Here is a 21,399-nt window from a genome sequence, read left to right on the forward strand (position 1 = left end):
ATGGTCTCGCGACGAGGATCGTCAAGGGGCAATACGGCGCGTTGCTGCCGCGGGTACAACGCCGAACCCGATATGAGCTTCCTGAGCGACTTGCTCGAGCTGCGTGTTGTGGTCGAACCGCGGGCCGCAGCGCTGGCTGCGGCTCGCGGCAAAGCCTCGGACGTCGTGGCGATCCGCGAAGCACACGACGCCTTCAGGCGATGTTCCGCTCAAGGATCCGGCTGGCTCGCCGCCGAAGAAGTGCTGTATTCGCGCATCGCGATCACAGGTGGTAATCAGATTTTCCAGCAGATGGGCAGCGCTATTCGAGGCGCAATCTCGACCTTTAGGCCTCTAGTCGACGCGCCGCATAGTGCCTGGGAGGAAATGATGCGCCTGCATTCGTGCGTCGTCGATGTGATCGAGCGACGCGATGTGAAGAGCGCGGAAGCGGCATCAGGGGCGGTGATCGAATTTTCGATAAGCCTTCCGAACATCGAGGCAATAACCGCTGCTGCGGCCTGAACAACGTTGGCGCAGCTTCGAGCGCGGCTTCAGGCCGCCTTCTTCAAAGCCTTGGGCTCAAGCCTCGATACGCTGCGGTTGTCTACGAAATCAAGCGCCGCTTGCATCTGCCCGCGCGACGCAGACGAGAGCTGGCGGTCGTAAACTTCAAGCGCTCGCACCAGCATCGGCTCGACGTCAAGTGGAATCGCCCAGACCTGTTTTGCTGCGGCATCGCGGTACACAGCGTGCAAGGCCACCGCGCCAGTTTTCACTACTACTGTCTCATCCGCCTCGAGGCCCAGGTCATACAGTGCCCCTGACAGGGCGATCGCACGCGCCAGTCCATAAAACGTGTGACGGGTGCCGCGTGTTCCGCTCAACGCGTGAAGGGCAACCCACGGCTTCAACGAGTAATTGAGCACGTCCGACGTCTCCAGCGGCAAATTCTGCGCGAGGGCCGAGAACGTGGCCGAGGGAGAACGAAGCGGTCGTTTTGCTGCGCGAAGTCGAGTCATGAAGGTGCGAATCGTGAAAATATCGAAGGGGGCGTCCCGCAATACGCCAGCGGATTACCGTCAGGCCCCTTGAGCGGGGTGACTGTGGCGCCGGTTACGCTTGACCGCGGGTGCGGGCGGCTCGGCATCGTGATCATCGGCCCGGGATTCAAAGGGGTTCGCGGTCTGTTGCGTCGATTGTGTCGGGTTGCCAATAAGCGTTGTGCCGTAGTGCCAGGCAGATCCGATGGATCCGACGGTGATCACACACGCGGAGATAACCATCCACGGTTGAACCCGCGCGAAGACACGCAACCGGCCGGCGCCCTCGCGCGGGTGCGGCGATACTTTGGCGCGCGCTGTGTGCTCGGGCGATGGTGGTTCGGCTGATGCTCGACGCTGCTTGTTCAACCAGTCGGTGAGGGCAGTGACGCCGGACGCCCACTGGTCAAGCTCGATGTCGTCGGGTGTCGCCGCTTCATGGACGACACGGTTACGCACCCGATTTGCCGACATTGCGCGACGCGCCAGCCCTTTGGGCATCAGATTGCGGTCTGAGAGGTCACGTACCATTTCCCCGAAGCCGCGGCCGCTCGCGCCGAATTCCCGCAGGATGGCCTCGGCCTGGGCCGTTCCTTCAATCACCTTGTCTCGCGTGCTCGCCATAAGGAAACTCAAGCAAAAAGTCCGTTTGCGACGATTCTGCCCCCCGTTTCGAGCAAGGCAAGTCGTCTCCTGACGCGCATTCTATCGACTCTGAGACTAGCGACCCGGCATCGCCTTGTTACACCAGCGACAACCAGAAGATCGGGCGACCGCCAGGCAGGCGAGCGTATTGCCTGACGATCGGCATCACCCATTCTGCGTCACGTGCGAGGACGCTGAACGAACGCTCTTCGTCCGCGCAGGCCTCGAGCAAATCCCAGAACTGTCCTTCAGGCAAGTCCCGCGGACCATCGATTGCGAAGTGGCCTGCGCGGGGCACGACTTCAGCGATGGAAACGGCCCCTTCGTCTGCGACTTCGGGCGGACCATAGGATCGGCCCGGGAGCAGCGCGGAAATCACGGAATGTCCCGCGTCTTCACCGCCCGTCACGACGACAATGCGACCTTCGCGAAGAGCAATCCGCGCGATCAATGCCCAGAAGGCAAGGCTGATTAAGGCTACGGGGGCGAAGCGGCCGGGCGCTTTGCCCCAGCCTCGACGACGGACTTCATAGCGCGGTACTGGCGCGGACATTCTGGAGCGGGAAAACAGTGCCATCTGTGTACCTCACGTTTGATCGCCCGGCGGACCATCACGGCCGGACCATAGGGGGCCGGGAGAGCTATCGCAGGAAGTTGTGCAGGGAGTGGAAACCGACATAGAGCGCGATCCCCGATACAACGATTCGCAGCAGCCAGCGAAGGAAGAAGAATCGTCCGAGCCACGACCCACCACGACGGCCGTAATAGTAGTAGTGGTGATGGTGTTGCTCTCCGCCGTGAGATGTAGTGTGGCGATGACGGGAATAGCGTTTCTGGCCTCGGCCCATGATTTCGATGTGTGCGTCTGGACTATGCGGTCGCCGGCGGCGGCAATCGGGAGGGGACACGCACGGCGAGCCCGTCTCGACCCCTCGATTGTCGCCGCCTCATCGTTGGGCTGGTTCATTGAAAGTGCGGCGAAAGATAGGCGCTTTCAACTTGGCGTCGTCGCGGCAGAAAAAAAAGGACCACCATCGAGTGATGGTGGTCCCGGGTTTTCTGGGTCTGACTTGAAAGAAGGCCGAGGCAAACTGCGCTCGAATCTCACTGCCAAACCGGAATGTTCAATAGCTGGGATTTCGAGACCGAATCACGCGACACGCTCTCATTACTGGTTTCGCCCTTTCAGCGGCAATCCAGTGACCCGGAAAGACGCTGGCAACTTTCGATGAAGCTCAGGAAACCACTCCCGGACTTTGCCGCTAAGCCACGTGCGAATGAATCCCGTCAGATAACTCGAGCCTCTTTTGCTCCTGCACTCCGTACGAAACACACCGTCGTTTGCGAACATCCACTGAGCGCGTTTCTCAACATCGTTGCGAACCTCAGCGGACATCAACGCGGCTTCCAGCGCATGTCGATCGTGCTCGCGCGCGAAGAAATGCATCAGTTCGTCGACGACGTAGTCGATCATCGAGGAAGTCTCGAGTTGAGTTTCGCGACCGAGGAGATTGGGCAGATCTGCGGTATTGCTGCCGACGTGCTCGAAGAAATTGGCTTGTTCCATTCATGAGCCCCTTTGATGCCTTTGAAAAGGCGTTGAAAAAGGGTGCTTTGCCTGCGCAAAAGCGTCTCGCACTGCTGACGACTTTGCAAAAGCGTGAAGCGAATGGACGGGTGGGACCCGAAGAAAAGAGACCGTGTTGCCGGACCCGCCGGCGTGGAAGAAATTATATTCGGGTGCCGAACGTTGCCGCAACAACTATGGTGACCCTGATGCTCACCCGACAGGCCTGCACCGCGATGGGGCATGCGTATCACTTTTGCAACAATTTTGTCGAGGCACCGCTCGGTCGACTTTTCATCCTTTATGAAGGCAAACGTTTGCATACGGCACGCCTCCAAAAAACTTTAGCGATATTTCTGTAAATATTTTCCCTTCTTGTAACATTTCCTCTCGCCTTACAAATGGTCACAGGTGTAAATTCTCGTCTAACAAAATATGACAAGTGCCAGTTTGATGCTTGTCACCTAGTAGGTAACGAAGGCCAAAAAATCCGTAGAGAGCGGGGGTGTGTCAGATGTGCTTGCAGTCGAGTCGCTTTGATGCAAATCAGATAGTTCGGGATCACGCGTCGCTGGTAAAGCGGTTGGTAACCCGATTCATGAGGAAGTTGCCAGCGAACGTGGACTTTGATGACATGTATCAGGTCGCGACCATGGCGCTACTGGAGTCTGTCGCCCGCTACGACGAATCGCTCGGCGAGCTCGAGGCGTACGCCACGCAACGGATCAACGGCGCAATGAAAGACGAGTTGCGCAAGACGGATTGGGCACCTCGCGGCCTGCGTGCTGAAGAGTCGAAGGTCGAAGCGGCCATCCAGAAAACCCAGCACCGCCTTGGACGCAAAGCAAGCGAGCGCGAAGTGGCGCAAGAACTCGATCAGCCGATTCAGGAACTGCAGTCCACGCTTGCCGATATCAGAAGACTGCGGGTGATGGAACTGGATCAGATCTCCGATTTCAGGAGTTGGGTCGACGGCGAAGAGCCCAGCCTCCTCAGCACGTTGGCCTCGGCAGAACTCTCTCCGCTCCAGTTTCTTGAGGAGCGCGACACACGTCAGCACATCGTCGACATCATCGCCGAGTTACCGGCGCGAGAACAGGAAGTCCTCAAGTCAATCTACGAGAAAGACGAGGGCCTGCGCGCGATCGCAGACAAGCTTGACATCTGCCAGTCGCGTGTTTGCCAGCTTCGTGACGAGGCAATCGGATACATCCGCGCACGCCTCGCCGAACGTCAGGTCCTCGACACCCAATAGTTTGCGCGCTCGCGCAATCGTTTCCGACGTTACCGCCTCACTGCAGGCAAGTTCAGATTCCGCCGACCCACGCGTCCGCGAGGCTACAACCCTCTTCGACGGTGGCGGCCGGAACCAGCGTGCGCGATGAGCGCCCGAAGCGGCCATGCCGGATTTCGGTTCTGTCTACGAGCAGGGCATTGTCACCCGTGCTCATCACCCTGGCTTTGCGCCAGACCGGCGGCAGACAGCCCGTCTTTGGTCTCGAACCCTTCGCCTCATAAAGACTCTTTGCCTTGCTGCAATCGCAGGAATCGGCGAGATTTTGCATCCGCGCCCGGTACTGCTGCAATTCCATCTGCTCTGGGGTCATCACTCATCACTCCCTCGTTGGCGATGAGCCCAGTGTCGCGCGGTAACGCCGCGACGCAAGCGGACAATCAGGCGATTTGCTCCACAGGTTGACCAGCGAGGACGATGGCCGAGTGCGTACTGGCCATCGCCGGGCGCTTGGCGGCGCGCTCCGCTAGGCCGCCCAGTACGGTGTGATCGTCAAAGCGGAAGCGACAGAGAACCTGGTTTGATCCAGCGAGCTTGACCGTCTGTGCGAGAGTCAGATCCGTGAGAATGTCGGCAACCTGGGCGGATAACCCCAGGCGGAACATGCCAATCGCTTTGTCCTCGCGAAGCATCCGCTGCGCAAGCAGTAGATACGAAAGGTTCAATTCCCGAATTTCATCTGCTGTGCTGTTTCCCGTGCCCGTCATGCCCATCCAATCCTTTAGTGCAATTCCCTTAGAGCCGCGCGCGAGCCTGATCCGAAAGCCGTTAAACGCAGACCCGAAACGCTCATGAGGGAAGTCGATGTCCGTGCTTCTTTCGCCGGACCCTATCGGCATTCGAACCGGAAAATTCAGGCAGGAAACAAAGATTTTTTCTGGTGACTGAAAAAGCGGCGCGCGCCGCCGATAACGGTGTGGGTATGCAGCGTCGCTTCGTCGCGCGTTGGACGACTGTCAGTTGCAATCGCTGGACGGGAATCCGAGGCGCTTCTGGCCCAAACAGACAAAGGAAAGATGCATCGAACCAACCCCCCAGGAACTGAAGCACACCGACCGACTCCACGTCAGCGTGTTGGGGAATCTCGTGACTTCGACATGGTTCAGCTGATCTGGGACGTCTATCCCGAGGCGTTCCAGCGGTATGCTGTGGCCGCACAAAAGGTTATCGACAAGGCACGCGTTCGCCCGACAATAACGGGCGGAGCTGAACCGGCGCCCAGAAGCAGCGAGGACTGACAACGGCGTATGCGTGAGCGAGCCCACGCGCGGCAGGAGTCGCGCGGATTTGCCTGTATCCTCTTGGGTGTCCGGGTAAGGCCGCTGAAAAGGGCAGCCCGGATCCATACGAACAACCCGGGGGTGGGCTAATGCAAAGGGCCTTAACGATAATTCTGCGCATCGCGGTGCTCGCCGTAGCAATTGCCTCGCTGCCATACACACGGGAAGCAGAGCATGTATTCGTTCAGGTAAGCGACCCTGCATTCTGTCATCCGCATGTCGCGGGTGACACCTTCCAGCTGCTCGACAACAGTTGCGTGTATCAGGACGTTCGCCTAGAAGGCAGTTGGCTCGCGCGTACGTTCACCGTGACGGGTGCCGAGGGTCGTGTGACGGTGCGCCACGCTGATCTGCTTTCCTCGCAGGGGACACCGCCGTCGCGTCCTACGTGGCGGACGTTTTGCATGTACGCGGTTGCCGGATGGATGTTCGTCGCAACCTTGCGGGTCTTGTGGCAACTCGTGACGCGTCGGACCCGGAAAGAGGGATCCACAGCATCCAGGTGGCAACTTGGTTTCGTGTTGGTCGCGCTCACGGTAACCGACGCCTATTTCATTCCCGATTTCGCGGCTATTTACGCCCAGTTGCGAATCGCGTCGCACGAAGCAGATGTACGTGCAGACCCTCTGGCGGATAGCGCAGCACTGGTGCGACGAAGCCCGGGTTCGAACTTCTATCGTCTGGGCCCTGGCACTTACGATCGCCTTCTCCGGTTGTCGGGCGCAGGGTGTCGGGCATACACGCGAATGGGCACGCCTGTGACGGCAGCTGAGTTTGAGGCCGACCGGCCCATTCCCCTTGACGCAATTCCCAACGATTCGATTTTCCGCGGCCCGTGCATCGCGCCGGACTTTTCCCCGCCGCACGCTTGAGTCTGCCGACGCGGAACCTCAAGCATGCGCATGCATGCGAGCATCGATCTCTTCAAACTGTCTGCTGCCCAACATGAACACATTCGCCCACGCAGCAACTTCCATTCGACGCCCTGGCTGGTGGTCGATTGGAGGTGCTGCGATCGTGATGGCCGCTTGCTACTGCGTCGTCACGAACCTCCTGTTTTTACAGAGCTACACCGGCTCCTTCCTCATGTATCGAGCGGGCCAGCTGGGCCTCGTATCGCAGGAATATGCGAACAGGCATCTGCTTGATATCGTGATGTACCGGCAAACAGGGGACGGGAAGTGGGAATTTCGCGTGCCGCGCCCCGTGATCGGCTACGCCGCGATCCCGGGTCTGATTGCACACAAGACCGAGCGTAATCTCCAGGATCTGTGCCTCACGCCCGATGCCAATGGAAATCGCGGTTGCAAACCGACGCCATGACGCGATGCTTGGATACCGGTCACCAACCGGCCGGGCAGCGGTCAACCCGCTCAGTTAATTCGGGACCGCAGCAGTGGGATCGTGTAGTCCAGGCGAGCTTTGACTTCCCGAATACGCCACGCATAGGTGGCGGCGACATCGTCGTCGGCACTTGCGAAATCGACAGCCTGATTGATCTCGAGCAGGAATTCGAGCAGGTTGCGTGGTGAATCGATCTCCTCGCGGAGGACCATCCACGCTCGACGTGCGGCCGTGTCAGTCTCCGGCAATCCGAGCGGAGTAAGCATCGCTGATAACCAGCCCGTCGACGTCTCGGACAATTCAACCACATCCGCGTCAGCGGATGTGTGGGCATAGGGGAAAGGGGTGTGTTCGCGCGGCATGTGCGTCGTTCCGGAATCAGATGTACCTGTGGCGCTATGATGCAGCGCGCGCTCGCCCGTGCAAGCGCGTCATTTCAGCGCCGACGACCGGACAAGACTCGCGAGTCGGGCCCGCTCCGCATCCCGATCCTGATCAACCGGCGGCATGACAAATCCCGACGTGTCGCGCAGGATTGCGTCGAAGAGATCGACGTAGTGCCAGTGGATGATTTTCCCGTGCCGACCCATCTCGTCCGCTACCAGTCGCTGCGTACCCGGACGAAGATGAATCCAGTTGTCCGCGATGATGCTATATGACTGCGCCGGCACTTCCTTCAACTGGTCAGCGACGCCGAAGCCCGCTCCGGCCAGTAACATGGCAATCGGTATTCCCGTGTTACGAAGTACCCTTGCCGCAATGTTATTCAGTCTGCTCATTCAACGTCCTTGCAAGTGCGCGACATAGGTCCGGGCGAATGGCCACGTGCCATCTCCGCATCGCATAACGATCTGTCCACCATCCTTTTCGACGATCTGCTGCGCACGACGCACACCGCAAGCGTGCTCCGCAACGCGGAAGATGTCGTCCACCGACTTCACAACGCCGGTATCACCACTCGAAAGCCACTCCGGGTAGCGGCTTGCGTGCAGGAAAGTCATGCGCTCCACAAAGCCCGCTACTGCCCATAGGATCACGACCGCGAAAACCGCGATCGCCGCAATACCGATCCGACGAAAGTGCCCCCCACGACGGATCCCGGCGAGGCCCAGCGACGGCAGCGACATGAACACACCAAACAGCAGGGTGAAAAAGAACGGGGTGACCGACTTGGCTTCGATGCCGAGATAGGCACCCATCGCAAGGTAGAGGCCGATTGCCACTTGAGACACATAGCCGACGCGCGGCTTTTTGAATACATCACTCATGATTATCTACGGCGAAAACCGCCCAGTATCTATGTTCTATTCGCGGAAAGCGCGAACTCCTCGCCATTTTACCCACCACGAACGCTCGTCAACCGCCCGACCGGGGGACAACCCCCGTTCAGAATTGCGGACAGCCGGCAGGCAGCGCATACCCAGTGTGGTGTGAAAGCAGCGGGGAGGGGGCTGGTCGCGAGGAAACTGCCATCTCTTCACGCGATGGCTGCAGCAAACGCATGGCGATGTAATCACCATAGCCTTCAGTCTCGGTGAAGATAATCGCCCGAACGTCGACCATTTCCCCCTCCATATCGACCCGGAGGTCTGCGACGGTCACGTGACGAAGATTGCCAAGCGCCCTGACATCTTCGACAGCGGCGGAAAGCGCCTGCCATGAAGCACGCTGGTTCGGTTCGTCTGAGAAGCGATCGGGCTGCTCTTGCCGACTCTGGGGGAAAAGTCCATCCCTGAACGCATACCTTTCGTCCAGCGGCCTGGCGGGCCAGCCGCACATTTCGACGTGCGTCGGATATGAGAGCCGGCTCAAGAGGAGATCGATCTCCCCCGAGTCGGTGAAGAGCAAGACCTGACAGTGGGTTGCCCGAACGCCCTCAAGCCAGCGTAGATGAAGCACGCCCGTGTTCCGATACGGCCCAGTCGTCACGACCGCAGCGATAGCGTCGGCCAGAGCCTGCTCATGGGTGTTTGCAAAGGACGTCAATGTCTGTTTCTCCGTTCTCTGAAGTCTTTTCGTACGTCAGTCGCCACGTTTATTTCCTGAAGACCTCGTTTTCGTACACGATTGCGACGAGTTCGGACCCGTCTTCCTGCTTGGTCCACACGCCAATGATGCTACGGTCGTCGCGACGCCACATCTCCAGCGCGAGCTGATATGCGTTCAGTAGCCCTTCGACGACGGGGTCGTCTGGTTTGAAGCATTTGAGCTCGCCAACCTGATAACTGGTCACTGGGTTCCTCCGACCGGAAGCGGCACGCGATGTGCCTCACACCCCTTATCGGCAAAAACTCCAGTGAATTCAGTTGACGCACCACGATCGGCGAATGCTTTGGGCGGTTGCCGCTCCCGCCGCCCTGCAGCTATACTCACGCCAGCCGCTTCGAGCGGCACTCAATCTTCATAGGCCGCACCGATTTACGCGCGCTCCCTTCGCCCCTTCCGGCGAACGTTCAAAGAGCGTTCCCCCGAAGAGTTGCCGACTCTCCCGTTTTTCAACCGCCCACGTGGCGAAACAGGAGAGAAAAGATGAATCTGCAACAAAATCCGATCACCACCGTTACCGTTGCAAACCCCCAAGTGGTCGAGTTTCTTCGCCTGCTGGGGAGCGCCGACATCGTGATCGCGGATTCGCCCGCGTTGAATGGCTGGGAGACGTCCGAAGCAACTGGCGACCCGGACAATCAGATCGCGAGCTTCAGCTGGATCGACGGAGAAGGCCAACGTTGCGGTCTGCAGCTTGCAGAAGGGGCAGTCGCTAGCGGCAAGTGGGCAGGGGAGTCCTTCTTCTGCCTCGATATCGAGGGCGATGAGGTCCAGATTTCCCTGTACAAGAGCGTGCCTTTGACGCCGTCGACGAAAAGGGGCAACGGCCGTCCCGTATCGTCTCTCGCGCTGGCGCGTGACAACACAGCGTTCCTCGCGTGTCATGACGACGTGGCATCGGTGCTACGTGAACATGCTGTCTGCATTCATGACGCGGGCGGCCTGTCGATAAACGACCTCGCCTATGCTGTTCTCGACGATCACGATCTGCACCTGGACGCCATCAGTCTCGCGGCGGCCGCAGAGGGCGATGACGAGGAAGCGCGGCGACGGGCCGCCCATCGCGAGATCGCACAGCAGCTGGTCGATGTGGGGTTTCTGAAGGGCCGTCCGCGGGCATTGCGCGTGAACGTCTTACTCACGACTGGTAATCGCGTCGACGATCGCTATGGCTTGCAAGGGCTCTACGAAATCACGTTTGCGGCCGACGTCTCGCACCTGAGTCTCGGCCAGCGCGCGACGCTCGCGCTGGAGGTTCACAACGCTTCCACGCAGATCAGGGACTATGACTGTTTCGCTGTATCGGTTCTCGATCCTGCGGGATACACGGTCACGCCCGAACCTGTCGGGCTCGACTGTTCGGGTTCCATGCGCAAGCTTGGTGACCCGATCCTGCACCAGAAGATCCGCTTGAAGGAGTGGACGGGGCAGATGTATGACCTCGCGCATGCGGAAGGGTGGGGCGTCTTCGAATGCGACGGCAGCGCAAACGGTCCGTGGCAGATCTGCAAGAACGATCACGCAGAGGTTGGCGCTGATGTCATCCTGGTCAGCGACGACATCGCATGGAAGATCGTGATGGAGGGCCACAAGCCTCATCACGAAGCTGCTCGCGCGTTCATCCAACAAAATAACCCGTTGGAATGGGCCGCGATGTCGCGCTATATGGCAGGAGAACGGGCGGTATCCGAAGCCCGTAAATGAAAATGCCGTAGGAGATATAGCCTTTCACTCCCGCGGTATATGAAGGCGAGATCGGCCCGCGCACCCCTTTCGAGGGGCGTGCGGGCTTTTTTTTGGTTCTTCGCAGATTTTCGGGGAAAGGAATTGTTCGATACGCGGCCGGTTGATGCGCAATGACTGTAGGGACCCGCATCGTGGCACCGAGCCATCCGCTGTCAGATTGTCGTGTGCTGCAGTTACACACGCTGACGGCCGCGTTTGCTGGACTATCGTCCTGCTCGCGCCGCCGCTTTCCTGGCGGGAACCGCTTTTCTTGCTGCGGCCTTCCTTGCTGGAGCCGCCTTCTTTGCCGCCGTTTTCTTGGCGGGTGCCGCTTTTTTCGCCGCGAACTTCTTTGCTGGTGCCGCCTTTTTTGCCGCCGGCTTCTTCGCGGCTGCAGCCTTCCTGGCTGCCTCTTTTTTCTCTTTCTTCTTCGGGAACACTTCGCGGGCGAAATCCGAGAGCGGAATCTTTGGAGGCAGAGTCGGTGCTTCAGGATATTGAGCGTGAAGGAAACCGGATGTAACGAGATCGGGTTCCGCGACTTCTGCAGTGTATGTGTCGAAAGTCCAGGAGGACTTGGATTGCGGCATAAAGAATTCGATTCTGGCGAACGGCACCCTTGCAACGACGGTCACTTCAGATTGAATATCTCGTTTTCCATCCTTCAGCAAAGCAGGGGCGACGTAAATAAGGTCGATGAGATCGACACTGTGCAGATATATATCCCAAATATGCTTGGTGAATTTCTGATAGACAAACACTTTGCGTGTGAGCGAACCATCCGCAGGCGGAGGAACGTTAAATTCGATAGTCTCTGTCACCTTCTTAAGGGCCTGTAGTGAATAGGCTCTCGTCGTTGTCAGATTGCTTGCGAGCGATTGCGCGAGTTCCGCGCCAAATTTTGATTGAATTTCGGCAGACACCGCAGCCTTTAGCCCAGGGACGCCGGCCTCTGCTTTTGCTCCGAGTTTGGCTAACAGTGTCGTAGACAAGTTAACCGTCACAGTTGAAGTGATGGCGTCCTGGACGGTATCGGTATGCGCAAGCGTCCACGACTGTTCTATGCTAACTGCGTGTTTAGACCCGGCCGGCAAGTCGGATTCCTCTGCAGGACCGTTATAAGGCTTTGATTCGACTCGGCGATCTACAAGAAATAAAAATCGCACCGCGCCGAAACGTCCACCGCCAAGACCAGCCCACGCCGAGGTATTCACCAGTGCGTGGGGGAGCGGCGACTGCACATACTCTTTTCCCATGCTTTTTCCCCTCTTTTGACTGCATTTAACTGGAGATTTCGAACCGGGTGTGTTCGCCTGCGTACAGATTGCTCACGGTACTTATTCCAAGATGTTCGGGGAGATGACTAGGGGTCCTGGACGCCGAACGAACGGCGCGTAGTGGGCCGACGATACCTGTCCGCAGGTGGACTCCCCAGAAATGCGCGAGGAACTTTTTTACCATCAGAGGTGCAAAAGACCTTCTGCGCTCTCCCAACTGAACCAACATCTCCCCCTCGCGACGGCAATTGACCCTGGCCAGCCTGAAGCGCATCAACAGGGGCCGATGGGTTCGCGCGTCGTAGCTTCGATACAATCGAGGGTAATACTCGACTTATCCCCCTCCACGATGCCACAGAGCGTGCTGTTGCAGTCTCCCGGTCCGTCAGCGTCTTCGCAAACGCGCACGTTCATTCCTGTTGTCCAGTTCAGGTTCCCGAGTGACCGTGTTTCGGCAGCGCAGCGGGCAGACGCACGAAATTCAGTGCTCAACTGGGCTGCGCGCGAGCGGCGAAGTGACGACAGCTGGCACGATCTGATACCCGCCACAGCGTTTGAAGGTGAACCTTTTGAGGCGATCCGGGGCGAGCTACGACTAAGCGCTGCGTCCTCTGCTACAGTTTGGTCCTTCAGCGCGGAGCATCGCGGTACAGGCCGCATTCCGCGAATGTGGCGCCTCGAAGCATTTGTTGCAGACCGACACACGCACGATGAGGTAGGCGTTCGACTGTTCGCAGAGCACATGGAAGAAGGGGCAGCGCCATCAAGCACACCATCGCTGGTGAAGACATTCATCCATCGCCACAAGCTACTGGACGCTGGCTTCGCGCTGTCCGAGCAACCGGTCTATATCGAGACTGACGATAAATACGAGGCCTTCCTTAGCCTCTTGCGAGCGCCGGACCGGCGCCTGCCGATCGTCGCAATATCTCAGCGGCGAACCGGATCACCACATTATCTGCTGGACCCCGAACGGGCTGCGCGTGCGCTCCAGGGATTCGCGCATGTTGTCGCGTTGCCCTCGGCCCGATCCTTCCGCCTCACAGATGATCTCGGCCGCAAGCGAAGCGTTTTTCACGGTGCCGTGCGAACCTACATGCCGGGTTTTACGAACGACGGCGATCGTGGGAACCACCACCTTTATCTTGCCGAGCGGGTGACCACGGCATCGAGCGCAGGACGACCGTTTGAGGATGTGCTGGCCGCGCGCCTTCGGCGTGCGTCGGTGGATATTAGCGGGGGAGGGCGGGACTGGCCAGACGCTCGTGAATCCGTTTGTCCGCCAGTCTCCCTGGTCGAGCGGCTACGTGAAAAAGCCGCTCGGATTTTTGCGCGACGCCGTTGATCGGGCGTCGCGCGGCCTGCCTGTCAGCTGGTACGGCAGTCGGGGCTGGAGACCGAGTAGCTCGGCATCACCCGCATTACATCGCGCAGCTTCTCGGCCAGTTGCGCTCGGGTGTACGTTCCAAAGTCGTACTTCGAGCAGTAGACGACCTCACCGTACTGGAGCGGTTTAATCTTTTGAACGACGATCATGCCGGGTGCAGCGGCGCGGTCGTTTCCGCTGCCACCAGACACCAGGATGTTGAGCGTGTAGTCTTTCCCGAGCGAAGCGTTTTCGCTTGAACTCGAGATGCCGTCGGCAATGACAGCCTTCAGTTCGTCGTCCCCATACCCAACGGCGTGGTTAGTCAGGTGCCAGTTGAATTGTCCTGCGTTGGCGGTGGCGGCCGCGCTCAACAGCAGCAGGGCGACAGCGGATCTAGCAGACAGACGCATGATTCTTCCTCTTCGGTTCTAGAATGTTCGTGGGTTGGTTCTGTTCAAGGCCAGCGCACGCCACGATATGCGCGACCTTTTCGGAACGGCAGCGGTCGCCGCCGTCCCGATTCTTTTTATCGGCGGAGCAATCAAAAGCTTAAGTACAGTTTGCGGGGACGCAAATTGCACCCCTTCGCTGCGTTCAAATCACCTCACCGGCGGAGGGTAACGGCATCGCTTTCGGCCCTGGCCTGCCATCGTGGATAACTCCATCCAGTTCCCGGCCCGCCTTTTTCTTGCCGACATGGCGCATCAACGTCCAGCCGTCGGCAGACGACGCTCTGGACGGATACGATTCAGCCGTAAGGCCCTTTGCGACCCGACCATTGAGATCGACGGAAATCGTCTTCTGGTCGTAGATGAACTGACTACCCGGGGAATAAGCGCCCCACTGCTTTAGGAGAAATTCTGTATTGGTTCGCCCGCACTGGTCCCGAAGCTGGCGTAGCCAGTCAATGTGGGCGGGTCGGACGTCCGGACCGCCACTTTCCCCACCGGCGATGACCCAGTCGATTCGCCTGCCGCGGTAGCTGATCCCGACCTTGCTCGACAGCGCGTTGAACACGAGGCCCGACTTTTCGCGGATCTTCAGGAGGTCGATCGCGCCGAGTATCGGTTCGATGGACAGAAAGTTCGGCGCGTTAATGTCGAGCAGTCGAGGAACGTCGCGTTCCACTTCCTCCTGGGTGGACACGGTAATGCCGAGCCTGACGTTCTTCGGCCACCCATTCGGTTCTAGCCACGACCGGGGAACCATCTTCCGTACGTTGCCTATGCGTTTGGTCAGGAGCATCCACTCGAGGGTCGGTGTGCTATCAACCAGTTGCCACAAGTCCGTACGCCAGGAAGGATCAACTTCGTTGTCGAACACGTCCGAGAGGGACGAGCAGAAGACGCGGGCCCGCGTGCGTACGATCGATCCTACGGCGTTGCATTCGGCGCACTTCGCGTGCGCGTCGAAGGAAGTCGCGGCGCTAACAAAACCACGCCAGCGGCAGCTTGCACATTCCCCGAAGAGGCGCCTGTTATATCGCAGTGGCTTCTTCCGGTTCTCTTGTGATGTGAGGCGGCGCGGCGCGCCGACACCCCAGTTTGGCGCGATGCCTCCACCGTACCGCGCGTTTCTCACCTCTGCATAACAGTGGTCGCACGCAGGACTCACTGGCGTACATCCTTCCCAGTGGTTGTGAGTGAAATCGCACCATTCGATCGTTGTTTCTGCCATCGCACCCTCTGGTGGAAATTTCAGGTGAAGTTCAAGTTCCGATTGCCAGGCATGCCTCGATGCCGCAACCGCTTCAAAAACGATCACGCAGCCAGCCTCTGCACAATGCTATGAGTGATCTCGATGGGGTCATCCCCGTCGGCGACAGGTTCGTCCCAAAGGTCGAGCGCCGCCTCATTGATCTGCTCGATTGCGCCATCCAGCATCAGATCGAGGGGCGCGACGATGCCGATAAGCTCGGCTCGCGTCCACAATGCCCGCGTAACGAGCAGACGGAGGAATGAGCAATGCGGCTCATCAAGACACGGGAAGAGGGCTGCTACGTCGCGGGCAGGCGGGTGCTGCTCGCTGATGCGAGCAACGTCAGGATCCGGGCGGCGAGCCTGAATGGGCGACATCGCATTCGGCCTCTCCTCGGCAAAGACCTCGGCGAGCATCGATGAGACACGTGCAGTCTCTTCCTTCAGAGCTGCAAGCCGGCGCGCGTCGAGAATGACACCCGGCGTCTTGATCGTCGATCCAACGTCCTCAGGATGCCGGTCGGTAGCTGGGATGGCGCTCACGGACATCCCGCTCGCCGCCAGATCCGGCTCGTCGGAGCGTGTCTCTTGCTGCATGGTCACGTGCGTCGAACTACCGTCGGCTTCTGGATCCTCAAGGTCCAGGTACCCAAACTTGCGCCAGCACACAACGAGCTTCCAAATCGCAGTCGTTACTTCCTCTGCCGAGCGGCCGAGGGTGATGTCCTCACCCGGAACAAAGATTGCGCCTCGCTCCGGGTGTTCCTGAGGTCGTACGTCAACGCTGCACTCGGGCAAGAGATTTTCGAGATAGAGAAGGTCCAGCAGCAGCATCGCGTGCCCGTACGTATTCATCGGCACGTCATCGCGCATGAGTACGGAAAGCGTTTCCGGCGTGCTCATGATCTCGTCGTCCAGAGTGGGATGATCAAAGGTAGCGTGCCCAGAAGCGCCTAACGTCCCGAATCTGCGACATGACATCCCGTCATTCCGGTTTTGCCTTCGAAATGAACGCTTCCAGGCGCGCGCGGTCCAGGTGATATTCGTCGCGTGACACGTGCGTGGAGACCAGGAAGTGTGTCGCATCACGTGCGAAATCTGCGACGTTTTCCGGGGAGAGACCCGATGCGATCGCCAGCGGGTTGCCCGCGCCGATAGCCGCGCGGATTGCCTCGATTTTCCGCACTTCAGGCGGGTGGCCGGTTCGCGCCCCGCTGGTCGTCGGGACCATCCCGAGACTTTGTGCCACCTTGGCCGCCGCGCCGGCCTCCGGTTCGTGCTGCTGTCCTTTGAACGCAACGCCCGCGAAGAGGGCAACTTGGGGGTTGTCCTTCAGCATTTGCGCCAGTTGCATGCCGGTCTCGCTCACACCTGCCGAATTGACACCAGCATGATCTGCCCACGCCGCATCGAGGCCGAGATCGGCCGCCACGGCGACGCATTTTGCTGCGCCGAGCGTCAGCAGATTCAAACCGACCAACTTCCCCGGATGGCGGCGCTTGATTACGGCGGCAGGCTCAAACAGCAGATCATCGTCGCCTTGGTGACTGATGAGAAAGACGCCGTCTGCGCCGCACTCGAATGCCAGATCGGCTTCCGAAAGGGCTGTAGCAGCGTCCAGAAAGTGGATGACCGGGAATACTTTCGCCATCTGATTCTCCTTGTACACGGATACCGCCTTGCCCGGCGGCATCCTCCGTCAATCGGTTAGAGTTCCGAGAAAGCGCCTTGATAGCTCCGGCGCCAGCGCTGGCAGCAGTGGCCGCGGGTTAATTGACGTGAAGTTGGCCGCCTGCGCCAAGACCGCCTTTGACGTTCTGCGCGCGATACTGCTGGACCGACACCACAAGGTTGTTGAGCGAGTCAGTCAGCGCCGCGACGACGACCTTGCCTTGCGGCGTATTCGAGTAGCCGCCGACCGCGCCCGAATTCTTCGAAGACATCACGCTGCCGATCAGTCCGAGGTCGATGTTCCGGGCGGTGCCTGTCGCGGCAGCCAACTGGACACTCGACCGGTTATCAGTCAACGTCAGTACCGTCGAAGCTTCCTTCGTATTCATCGTCCCCGCGACGCTCGCCAGCGCGCCGCCGACGACGGGCACGTAGTTCAGAATGGCCGTGCCGGACCCCGCGTTCTGGCTGCTAAACGTAATGCTGGGGCTCATCGAGTAATCGGCCGAAACCATCTGCCCCTTGTGCATCTTGCTCTTCTTGCGCAGCTCACCCATTGCATTGAGTTGCCGCTCACCCATCGCGGCGTCGAGACCGCGGCCTCGGTCGACAATAACAAAGCAATTGCTTTGCTGTACTAAAAGCTTGAGCACGGGAACGGTCGAGCCGAGCTGGTATTGGGCAGTAAGAAAGCTGAACCAGGGCGCCGTCTGGTCTTCGATGATAGCCACAGTGCCCAAGGGCGCTGCGCAATGCTTCAGACCGTCACCTTCCGTCTGAGTTGGCGTGCCGGCGACGGCCGTGCTGTCGGGCATCTTGTTGCCGCCGCCGAGTTGCATTTGCGCGCATGCCGAGAGCAGCAACATGGAAGCGGCTGCTGTAACGGTCAATTTCGGAATCATCTGTTCTTCCTCTTTCGTTGAATCTGGGTATATGCAAAGAGGCCGCGGTTAGCTTGCGCGACCCGTTTCTCCGCCCGCACGGGAGGGAGAGCACCAGGTTATCTTTTGAAAGAACGGATGCAAGTCGTCGCGCCAGTCATTCGCGCGCCCCGACTGCACTAGCGGACGAAGTCCGGCGGCTCGAGGGTGTGGACGCCAGGGGGGATGCCAAAAACGTCAAACAACTGGTCGACGCTCGTCGACCGGACTGCCAGCGATCTTCGCCCGGAAGATATGGAGATCGGATTCGTGAACCCAGAGGGTGTTTGCCAAACCGAAGAGATGACGCTTGCTGGCCACCTCGGAGAGCGGCCCGAACCAGAGTGGTTGATCATCGACAGCGAGCGCGCAATGACCGCCCGCCAGTCCCCATTCTGCGAACGCGACCACAAGCCCGTTCCAACGCGCGCCGGGAAGTTCCGCGACCGTGCTCATGCGCAAAGATATGTCAGCAACTTTCCGAATCTGCCCCTGCGGTCTCGGGTTGAGACTGCGACAGAGCAGATTCGAGGCTCCGCAACTTCGCCTGCGCCAGTCGATGACGACGCGCGAGTTCATCCTTGGGCAGCGTGCGCAAGGCAGAGTAACGTTCGAGCTCGATCTCACGAACGACGCCTTCGAGGGTGCCGTCCGCTCTCGCTTTTTCAAGAACGCGCATCGCAACTTCGCCCATCTTGACGCGGTCCGCGCAGAGCGTGCGGAAATATTCATCAAACTCCGGCGTCACCCTGAATGCAAGACGCTCAGTTTTGGCAAGGCCGGTGGGCAGCGGCGTGCGGCCCCGGCGGCTCAATTTTTCTCTCAACTCGATTGCTCCGATTGCTTTCGGTGTCGATATCGTCAGGCGTCCGGCCCCACTGAGAGGCCGAGAACCTTGTCATGCCATCGCTTATCGGAGGGTAGAAGGAAGAATTCAGCCGAAATGCGAAAAAAATTTCGCAACGGCAGAGCGCCCCGGATGTACGGGCGGCCCCCAGCACGTGCCGCCCACAGGCGCGGGTCCGGGCGCGTGCCTAAGTCGCCGAAGCAGATAGCGGTCGAAGTCTAACAAGCGCCACGGCGCGCGGCTGTGACCGCGGTCACGCCCGCTCCGCGATTCTCGAACTACGGCGTGGCTCGTCCTGCGTTCTTGTTCCGAAGCGCGGGCGGTGAAGGGGGCGGGTCTATTGGCAATTGGCCGTTCGGGCGAAAGCCCGGCGGAGCGCTCAGACCGATGCGATTCGGGTGCCCTTTCCCGTGTTGGCCTGTGTAAGACCGAGGCGGGCGCATTCGCGCAAGGCGCGGTTGACCGTGTTGACGTGCAACCCCAGACGGGCGGCAAGGAAACGCTGCGAGGGCAAGCGATCGCCCGCAGCGAGTTCGCCGGAACTGACTGCCTCATTCACCGCGTCTACGAAGGCTCGATAGCTCGGCCCCCGCCGGTTGGTCAGATCGGGAAGCCAGCGGCGCGCGCCGCGCAAAGGTACAAGGATCTCGTGACCGGTATTCGACATGACAGACTTGGTGCTTGGAAGCAGCTCCCTCTGGGAGCCGCCGGGTTGGTCAATGCGAGACGTTCTGAGCAACGAGGCGGGGCGCCGTCGGACGATCACCGCTCATGGTCGTAAAGCTCCACGTGAGGTCGAACGGTGCACGTTCAAAGACGTAGGTCTGAGTGAGCTTCCCGATCGCGTGAGCCGTGTAGCGGGTGTTCCCCCGGAGCGGTTCGAGCGGTGTGCACACTGCGGTGTTGCGTCCCGCATCAGCAGGTGTCAATGCCGCAATATGGCACTTCACCTTGTGGCCACGCTGGTCTCGAAGCTCGAAGGATTCGAGATCAATATGGGCATTGGGACCGCCCGACACTGTCAATGGGTATCCCACCGTCTGGCCTGAGTAGCCACCGCCGAGAGGGTCGGGGCGTTCGTTGTCGACCCAATACCTGGGGACCTGAACTTGGCCTTGATAAGGATAGGCTATGAGTTAGGTATCGGCGATCTGCCTGTTGAAGTCCGCGAAATCGACGACGATCACTGTGGCATTGTCGCCGTTGAGGGATGCCTCTCCAGCGCGCTTCCAGTCCAGAAGCAAACTTCCTCTATGAAATGGTGCGTCCCAGATCTCCTCGATCGGAGCAACCGGGGCGTGCGCGCCTCCATACACAGCCAGAACCTCCGACGAACCGAAGGTCGGCGTGCGCAAGCGAACCCGTGCGTTCACGTCAGCGCCGGTGAACCCCGGCTTTCCCTCGAGTTCATCATGACCATTCGCGCGGTTCGCATCGAGGTAACGCGCGTGATCGGCTGCGGCCGCAGCGACGTCGTCGTCCGGCAGAATCGGCAGCAACCCGAGCTCCGCGCGCCGGTCGTTGACGTAGTCGAGTGACGTTTCAGGTCCGTCTCGGAGTGTGACTGCGGACGGACCGGGTGCAGGACGCAGGGTAATGATGGGACCGTCGTACGGTATTGCCGCTTTCGCGACCGGCTTGGGGCTGGCGCATCCGGTTAGAAGCGCAACAGCAAGGGAGAGGGAAACGGCAAGGGTGTTCTTCAAAATCATCTTGTTGTCGTTCGTCGACGCATCTCAGGAAACAGTCGGGTTATCGGTGGAGGCCTTCGCCTGGATGGCGGGGAGGCGCCCTAAATCTATCCGTGAGGTACGCTCATGCAAGTCGCCCACCGCGACCGTTACCCGTCTTATCGGCGCGCAGTGGCAAAATTTCAGGGCGAAAAAAAACCGCCCCATGCGGGGCGGTCGTGTTTCCAGTTAAGCGGCATCAACCCGTGCTGGCGGCGCGTTGCTTTTCGAGCCGCTTGCTGATGCCCGCTTCCCATCCCCGGTTGTAGAGCCTCTCGGACCAGTCAGAATCGGCGCGAGGAAATGCAGGACCAGGTTTGCCTGCAAGCCCGTCATCCTCGCCACGCTGGTACGGGGTGCGTCGGTTGGGAGGCTCCAGCATCATCGTCGGCGTATGCGCCCATTCTTTGTCATTCATATCGGCCATATTTCGTCTCTCGGCAATGAGGCCGCAGGTTCAGTCCCAGGAATTGCTGAAGGCGGGCAATCCAGGTTCGGAGATCTTCCCGTGCTCACGACACCAATCGATGAATTTGTCGACTGCGTCGAAGGACGCGACCTCGTCTTGCTCGTAGTGCCCCCGAACATACTGGATGCCCACAAAGCGGTGCGTGATTACCGAGATCTTGCCCTCGTGCAGGTAAACCTCCTGCAACCCTTTCGGTTCAGGGATGCCCGGACCACCGGCGTACCAGATCGTGCCCGGCAAGCTGTGAATGTTGTTCGGGCATCGGCAGTATCCAGCCGCGCGGAGTGCGACTCGCAGCGACTCTGTCGCCTCCCGAGTGTCGCCGGTTGTCGGAGTCTCGCGGCCGGACGGCGAATCAACAGCCTCTTGTTGCAGGTTCATACAGGTTCTCCAGTGTCATGTCCGCGAGCGGACGTTTGAAAAGACTGGAGCAGCATGCTCGGCATAGACCCTCACGTGTGAGGGCTATGCCCAACGTGCTCGCGCAGGTTGGGGT

29 protein-coding genes are annotated in these 21,399 nt (G+C 59.5%); 6 read left to right on the plus strand and 23 right to left on the minus strand.

Translation table 11 applies throughout. The annotated features are described in order from the left end of the window. Nucleotides 1–72 precede the first annotated feature (72 nt). Entirely contained in the window at nucleotides 73–504 is a 432-nt protein-coding gene (locus tag G3O01_RS11065; RefSeq protein WP_241023831.1) for an FCD domain-containing protein, read from the plus strand. Nucleotides 505–533: 29 nt separating this feature from the next. Here G3O01_RS11065 and G3O01_RS11070 read toward each other — a convergent pair whose 3' ends face one another. The 4 genes from G3O01_RS11070 to G3O01_RS11085 all read right to left on the minus strand — a co-directional run bounded on the left by G3O01_RS11070 (nucleotide 534) and on the right by G3O01_RS11085 (nucleotide 3,234). Continuing rightward, on the minus strand, nucleotides 534–1,001 hold the full coding sequence (locus tag G3O01_RS11070; protein ID WP_205804661.1) for a hypothetical protein: 468 nt from the start codon (nucleotides 999–1,001) through the stop codon (nucleotides 534–536). A 60-nt stretch (nucleotides 1,002–1,061) separates the two neighbouring features. Beyond that, nucleotides 1,062–1,646, minus strand: coding sequence for a hypothetical protein (locus G3O01_RS11075; RefSeq protein WP_205804662.1), 585 nt, complete (start codon nucleotides 1,644–1,646; stop codon nucleotides 1,062–1,064). Between the two features lie 118 nt (nucleotides 1,647–1,764). Continuing rightward, complete coding sequence (locus tag G3O01_RS11080) at nucleotides 1,765–2,244, minus strand: hypothetical protein (RefSeq protein ID WP_205804663.1); 480 nt, start codon at nucleotides 2,242–2,244, stop codon at nucleotides 1,765–1,767. Nucleotides 2,245–2,835: 591 nt separating this feature from the next. After that, nucleotides 2,836–3,234: a hypothetical protein gene (locus G3O01_RS11085; RefSeq protein ID WP_205804664.1), complete on the minus strand. Its 399-nt coding sequence runs from the start codon at nucleotides 3,232–3,234 to the stop codon at nucleotides 2,836–2,838. A 2-nt stretch (nucleotides 3,235–3,236) separates the two neighbouring features. Here G3O01_RS11085 and G3O01_RS11090 point away from each other — a divergent pair, with 2 nt between their 5' ends. Then, complete coding sequence (locus tag G3O01_RS11090; RefSeq protein ID WP_205804665.1) at nucleotides 3,237–3,596, plus strand: hypothetical protein; 360 nt, start codon at nucleotides 3,237–3,239, stop codon at nucleotides 3,594–3,596. Between the two features lie 152 nt (nucleotides 3,597–3,748). Then, on the plus strand, nucleotides 3,749–4,489 hold the full coding sequence (locus tag G3O01_RS11095; protein ID WP_277403019.1) for a sigma-70 family RNA polymerase sigma factor: 741 nt from the start codon (nucleotides 3,749–3,751) through the stop codon (nucleotides 4,487–4,489). A gap of 52 nt (nucleotides 4,490–4,541) precedes the next feature. On the opposite strand, the gene G3O01_RS11100 is transcribed toward G3O01_RS11095, so the two are convergent. Next, the gene (locus G3O01_RS11100) at nucleotides 4,542–4,826 is read right to left on the minus strand and encodes a hypothetical protein (RefSeq protein WP_205804667.1); all 285 of its coding nucleotides are present in this window, start codon (nucleotides 4,824–4,826) and stop codon (nucleotides 4,542–4,544) included. An 82-nt stretch (nucleotides 4,827–4,908) separates the two neighbouring features. Beyond that, on the minus strand, nucleotides 4,909–5,235 hold the full coding sequence (gene flhD / locus G3O01_RS11105; protein ID WP_205804668.1) for a flagellar transcriptional regulator FlhD: 327 nt from the start codon (nucleotides 5,233–5,235) through the stop codon (nucleotides 4,909–4,911). Between the two features lie 1,479 nt (nucleotides 5,236–6,714). Between flhD and G3O01_RS11110 the strand changes: the two genes are divergently transcribed. Next, nucleotides 6,715–7,131 carry a hypothetical protein gene (locus tag G3O01_RS11110; protein ID WP_241023833.1) on the plus strand — a complete coding sequence of 139 codons (417 nt, stop codon included), beginning with the start codon at nucleotides 6,715–6,717 and terminating at the stop codon, nucleotides 7,129–7,131. A gap of 50 nt (nucleotides 7,132–7,181) precedes the next feature. On the opposite strand, the gene G3O01_RS11115 is transcribed toward G3O01_RS11110, so the two are convergent. The 5 genes from G3O01_RS11115 to G3O01_RS11135 form a co-directional block, all read right to left on the minus strand. Further along, the gene (locus tag G3O01_RS11115) at nucleotides 7,182–7,514 is read right to left on the minus strand and encodes a hypothetical protein (protein ID WP_205804669.1); all 333 of its coding nucleotides are present in this window, start codon (nucleotides 7,512–7,514) and stop codon (nucleotides 7,182–7,184) included. A 69-nt stretch (nucleotides 7,515–7,583) separates the two neighbouring features. Then, nucleotides 7,584–7,931, minus strand: coding sequence for a hypothetical protein (locus tag G3O01_RS11120; RefSeq protein ID WP_205804670.1), 348 nt, complete (start codon nucleotides 7,929–7,931; stop codon nucleotides 7,584–7,586). Then, nucleotides 7,932–8,420 (minus strand): hypothetical protein, encoded by a 489-nt coding sequence (locus tag G3O01_RS11125; RefSeq protein WP_205804671.1) that lies wholly within the window; start codon nucleotides 8,418–8,420, stop codon nucleotides 7,932–7,934. It abuts the gene before it with no gap. A 118-nt stretch (nucleotides 8,421–8,538) separates the two neighbouring features. Continuing rightward, nucleotides 8,539–9,138, minus strand: a complete 600-nt coding sequence (locus G3O01_RS11130) for a hypothetical protein (protein ID WP_205804672.1) — start codon at nucleotides 9,136–9,138, stop codon at nucleotides 8,539–8,541. A gap of 49 nt (nucleotides 9,139–9,187) precedes the next feature. After that, on the minus strand, nucleotides 9,188–9,385 hold the full coding sequence (locus G3O01_RS11135) for a hypothetical protein (protein WP_205804673.1): 198 nt from the start codon (nucleotides 9,383–9,385) through the stop codon (nucleotides 9,188–9,190). A 296-nt stretch (nucleotides 9,386–9,681) separates the two neighbouring features. Here G3O01_RS11135 and G3O01_RS11140 point away from each other — a divergent pair, with 296 nt between their 5' ends. Continuing rightward, complete coding sequence (locus G3O01_RS11140; protein ID WP_205804674.1) at nucleotides 9,682–10,902, plus strand: hypothetical protein; 1,221 nt, start codon at nucleotides 9,682–9,684, stop codon at nucleotides 10,900–10,902. Between the two features lie 245 nt (nucleotides 10,903–11,147). Here the strand turns inward: G3O01_RS11140 and G3O01_RS11145 are convergent, their stop codons facing one another. Next, nucleotides 11,148–12,179, minus strand: coding sequence for a hypothetical protein (locus G3O01_RS11145; RefSeq protein ID WP_205804675.1), 1,032 nt, complete (start codon nucleotides 12,177–12,179; stop codon nucleotides 11,148–11,150). Nucleotides 12,180–12,942: 763 nt separating this feature from the next. On the opposite strand from G3O01_RS11145, the gene G3O01_RS11150 reads away from it, so the two are divergent. Beyond that, nucleotides 12,943–13,545, plus strand: coding sequence for a hypothetical protein (locus tag G3O01_RS11150; protein WP_205804676.1), 603 nt, complete (start codon nucleotides 12,943–12,945; stop codon nucleotides 13,543–13,545). A gap of 23 nt (nucleotides 13,546–13,568) precedes the next feature. On the opposite strand, the gene G3O01_RS11155 is transcribed toward G3O01_RS11150, so the two are convergent. The 11 genes from G3O01_RS11155 to G3O01_RS11205 form a co-directional block, all read right to left on the minus strand. Beyond that, nucleotides 13,569–13,979 carry a hypothetical protein gene (locus G3O01_RS11155; RefSeq protein ID WP_205804677.1) on the minus strand — a complete coding sequence of 137 codons (411 nt, stop codon included), beginning with the start codon at nucleotides 13,977–13,979 and terminating at the stop codon, nucleotides 13,569–13,571. A gap of 184 nt (nucleotides 13,980–14,163) precedes the next feature. Beyond that, nucleotides 14,164–15,333 carry a DUF5131 family protein gene (locus G3O01_RS11160; RefSeq protein WP_346779169.1) on the minus strand — a complete coding sequence of 390 codons (1,170 nt, stop codon included), beginning with the start codon at nucleotides 15,331–15,333 and terminating at the stop codon, nucleotides 14,164–14,166. Next, nucleotides 15,330–16,169: a tellurite resistance TerB C-terminal domain-containing protein gene (locus tag G3O01_RS11165; protein ID WP_241023835.1), complete on the minus strand. Its 840-nt coding sequence runs from the start codon at nucleotides 16,167–16,169 to the stop codon at nucleotides 15,330–15,332. The genes G3O01_RS11160 and G3O01_RS11165 overlap by 4 nt, the downstream gene beginning before the upstream one ends. Nucleotides 16,170–16,251: 82 nt before the next feature. Then, the gene (locus G3O01_RS11170; protein WP_205804679.1) at nucleotides 16,252–16,917 is read right to left on the minus strand and encodes a BtpA/SgcQ family protein; all 666 of its coding nucleotides are present in this window, start codon (nucleotides 16,915–16,917) and stop codon (nucleotides 16,252–16,254) included. 118 nt (nucleotides 16,918–17,035) lie between these two features. Beyond that, nucleotides 17,036–17,839, minus strand: a complete 804-nt coding sequence (locus tag G3O01_RS11175; RefSeq protein WP_205804680.1) for a CsgG/HfaB family protein — start codon at nucleotides 17,837–17,839, stop codon at nucleotides 17,036–17,038. 216 nt (nucleotides 17,840–18,055) lie between these two features. Next, complete coding sequence (locus tag G3O01_RS11180; RefSeq protein WP_205804681.1) at nucleotides 18,056–18,313, minus strand: hypothetical protein; 258 nt, start codon at nucleotides 18,311–18,313, stop codon at nucleotides 18,056–18,058. A 13-nt stretch (nucleotides 18,314–18,326) separates the two neighbouring features. Then, a complete protein-coding gene (locus G3O01_RS11185; RefSeq protein WP_205804682.1) occupies nucleotides 18,327–18,683 on the minus strand; it encodes a hypothetical protein in 357 nt (118 codons plus the stop codon). Between the two features lie 400 nt (nucleotides 18,684–19,083). Then, nucleotides 19,084–19,371, minus strand: a complete 288-nt coding sequence (locus G3O01_RS11190; protein WP_205804683.1) for a winged helix-turn-helix domain-containing protein — start codon at nucleotides 19,369–19,371, stop codon at nucleotides 19,084–19,086. Nucleotides 19,372–19,840: 469 nt separating this feature from the next. After that, nucleotides 19,841–20,416, minus strand: a complete 576-nt coding sequence (locus tag G3O01_RS45265) for a CAP domain-containing protein (protein WP_241023836.1) — start codon at nucleotides 20,414–20,416, stop codon at nucleotides 19,841–19,843. 217 nt (nucleotides 20,417–20,633) lie between these two features. Next, complete coding sequence (locus G3O01_RS11200) at nucleotides 20,634–20,861, minus strand: hypothetical protein (protein ID WP_205804684.1); 228 nt, start codon at nucleotides 20,859–20,861, stop codon at nucleotides 20,634–20,636. Between the two features lie 30 nt (nucleotides 20,862–20,891). Continuing rightward, on the minus strand, nucleotides 20,892–21,284 hold the full coding sequence (locus tag G3O01_RS11205) for a hypothetical protein (protein WP_205804685.1): 393 nt from the start codon (nucleotides 21,282–21,284) through the stop codon (nucleotides 20,892–20,894). Between the last annotated feature and the right edge of the window lie 115 nt (nucleotides 21,285–21,399).

Source organism: Burkholderia sp. Ac-20365, assembly GCF_017104715.1.
Lineage (GTDB): Bacteria > Pseudomonadota > Gammaproteobacteria > Burkholderiales > Burkholderiaceae > Paraburkholderia.

Excerpts from the sequence above, each read along its gene's own strand:
- G3O01_RS11065 (WP_241023831.1), top strand. The coding sequence starts at position 73 with ATGAGCTTCCTGAGCGACTTGCTCGAGCTGCGTGTTGTGGTCGAACCG.
- G3O01_RS11070 (WP_205804661.1), bottom strand. The coding sequence starts at position 1,001 with ATGACTCGACTTCGCGCAGCAAAACGACCGCTTCGTTCTCCCTCGGCC.
- G3O01_RS11075 (WP_205804662.1), bottom strand. The coding sequence starts at position 1,646 with ATGGCGAGCACGCGAGACAAGGTGATTGAAGGAACGGCCCAGGCCGAG.
- G3O01_RS11080 (WP_205804663.1), bottom strand. The coding sequence starts at position 2,244 with ATGGCACTGTTTTCCCGCTCCAGAATGTCCGCGCCAGTACCGCGCTAT.
- G3O01_RS11085 (WP_205804664.1), bottom strand. The coding sequence starts at position 3,234 with ATGGAACAAGCCAATTTCTTCGAGCACGTCGGCAGCAATACCGCAGAT.
- G3O01_RS11090 (WP_205804665.1), top strand. The coding sequence starts at position 3,237 with ATGAGCCCCTTTGATGCCTTTGAAAAGGCGTTGAAAAAGGGTGCTTTG.
- G3O01_RS11095 (WP_277403019.1), top strand. The coding sequence starts at position 3,749 with ATGTGCTTGCAGTCGAGTCGCTTTGATGCAAATCAGATAGTTCGGGAT.
- G3O01_RS11100 (WP_205804667.1), bottom strand. The coding sequence starts at position 4,826 with ATGGAATTGCAGCAGTACCGGGCGCGGATGCAAAATCTCGCCGATTCC.
- flhD (WP_205804668.1), bottom strand. The coding sequence starts at position 5,235 with ATGACGGGCACGGGAAACAGCACAGCAGATGAAATTCGGGAATTGAAC.
- G3O01_RS11110 (WP_241023833.1), top strand. The coding sequence starts at position 6,715 with ATGCGAGCATCGATCTCTTCAAACTGTCTGCTGCCCAACATGAACACA.
- G3O01_RS11115 (WP_205804669.1), bottom strand. The coding sequence starts at position 7,514 with ATGCCGCGCGAACACACCCCTTTCCCCTATGCCCACACATCCGCTGAC.
- G3O01_RS11120 (WP_205804670.1), bottom strand. The coding sequence starts at position 7,931 with ATGAGCAGACTGAATAACATTGCGGCAAGGGTACTTCGTAACACGGGA.
- G3O01_RS11125 (WP_205804671.1), bottom strand. The coding sequence starts at position 8,420 with ATGAGTGATGTATTCAAAAAGCCGCGCGTCGGCTATGTGTCTCAAGTG.
- G3O01_RS11140 (WP_205804674.1), top strand. The coding sequence starts at position 9,682 with ATGAATCTGCAACAAAATCCGATCACCACCGTTACCGTTGCAAACCCC.
- G3O01_RS11145 (WP_205804675.1), bottom strand. The coding sequence starts at position 12,179 with ATGGGAAAAGAGTATGTGCAGTCGCCGCTCCCCCACGCACTGGTGAAT.
- G3O01_RS11150 (WP_205804676.1), top strand. The coding sequence starts at position 12,943 with ATGGAAGAAGGGGCAGCGCCATCAAGCACACCATCGCTGGTGAAGACA.
- G3O01_RS11155 (WP_205804677.1), bottom strand. The coding sequence starts at position 13,979 with ATGCGTCTGTCTGCTAGATCCGCTGTCGCCCTGCTGCTGTTGAGCGCG.
- G3O01_RS11165 (WP_241023835.1), bottom strand. The coding sequence starts at position 16,169 with ATGAGCACGCCGGAAACGCTTTCCGTACTCATGCGCGATGACGTGCCG.
- G3O01_RS11170 (WP_205804679.1), bottom strand. The coding sequence starts at position 16,917 with ATGGCGAAAGTATTCCCGGTCATCCACTTTCTGGACGCTGCTACAGCC.
- G3O01_RS11175 (WP_205804680.1), bottom strand. The coding sequence starts at position 17,839 with ATGATTCCGAAATTGACCGTTACAGCAGCCGCTTCCATGTTGCTGCTC.
- G3O01_RS11180 (WP_205804681.1), bottom strand. The coding sequence starts at position 18,313 with ATGAGCACGGTCGCGGAACTTCCCGGCGCGCGTTGGAACGGGCTTGTG.
- G3O01_RS11190 (WP_205804683.1), bottom strand. The coding sequence starts at position 19,371 with ATGTCGAATACCGGTCACGAGATCCTTGTACCTTTGCGCGGCGCGCGC.
- G3O01_RS45265 (WP_241023836.1), bottom strand. The coding sequence starts at position 20,416 with ATGATTTTGAAGAACACCCTTGCCGTTTCCCTCTCCCTTGCTGTTGCG.
- G3O01_RS11200 (WP_205804684.1), bottom strand. The coding sequence starts at position 20,861 with ATGGCCGATATGAATGACAAAGAATGGGCGCATACGCCGACGATGATG.
- G3O01_RS11205 (WP_205804685.1), bottom strand. The coding sequence starts at position 21,284 with ATGAACCTGCAACAAGAGGCTGTTGATTCGCCGTCCGGCCGCGAGACT.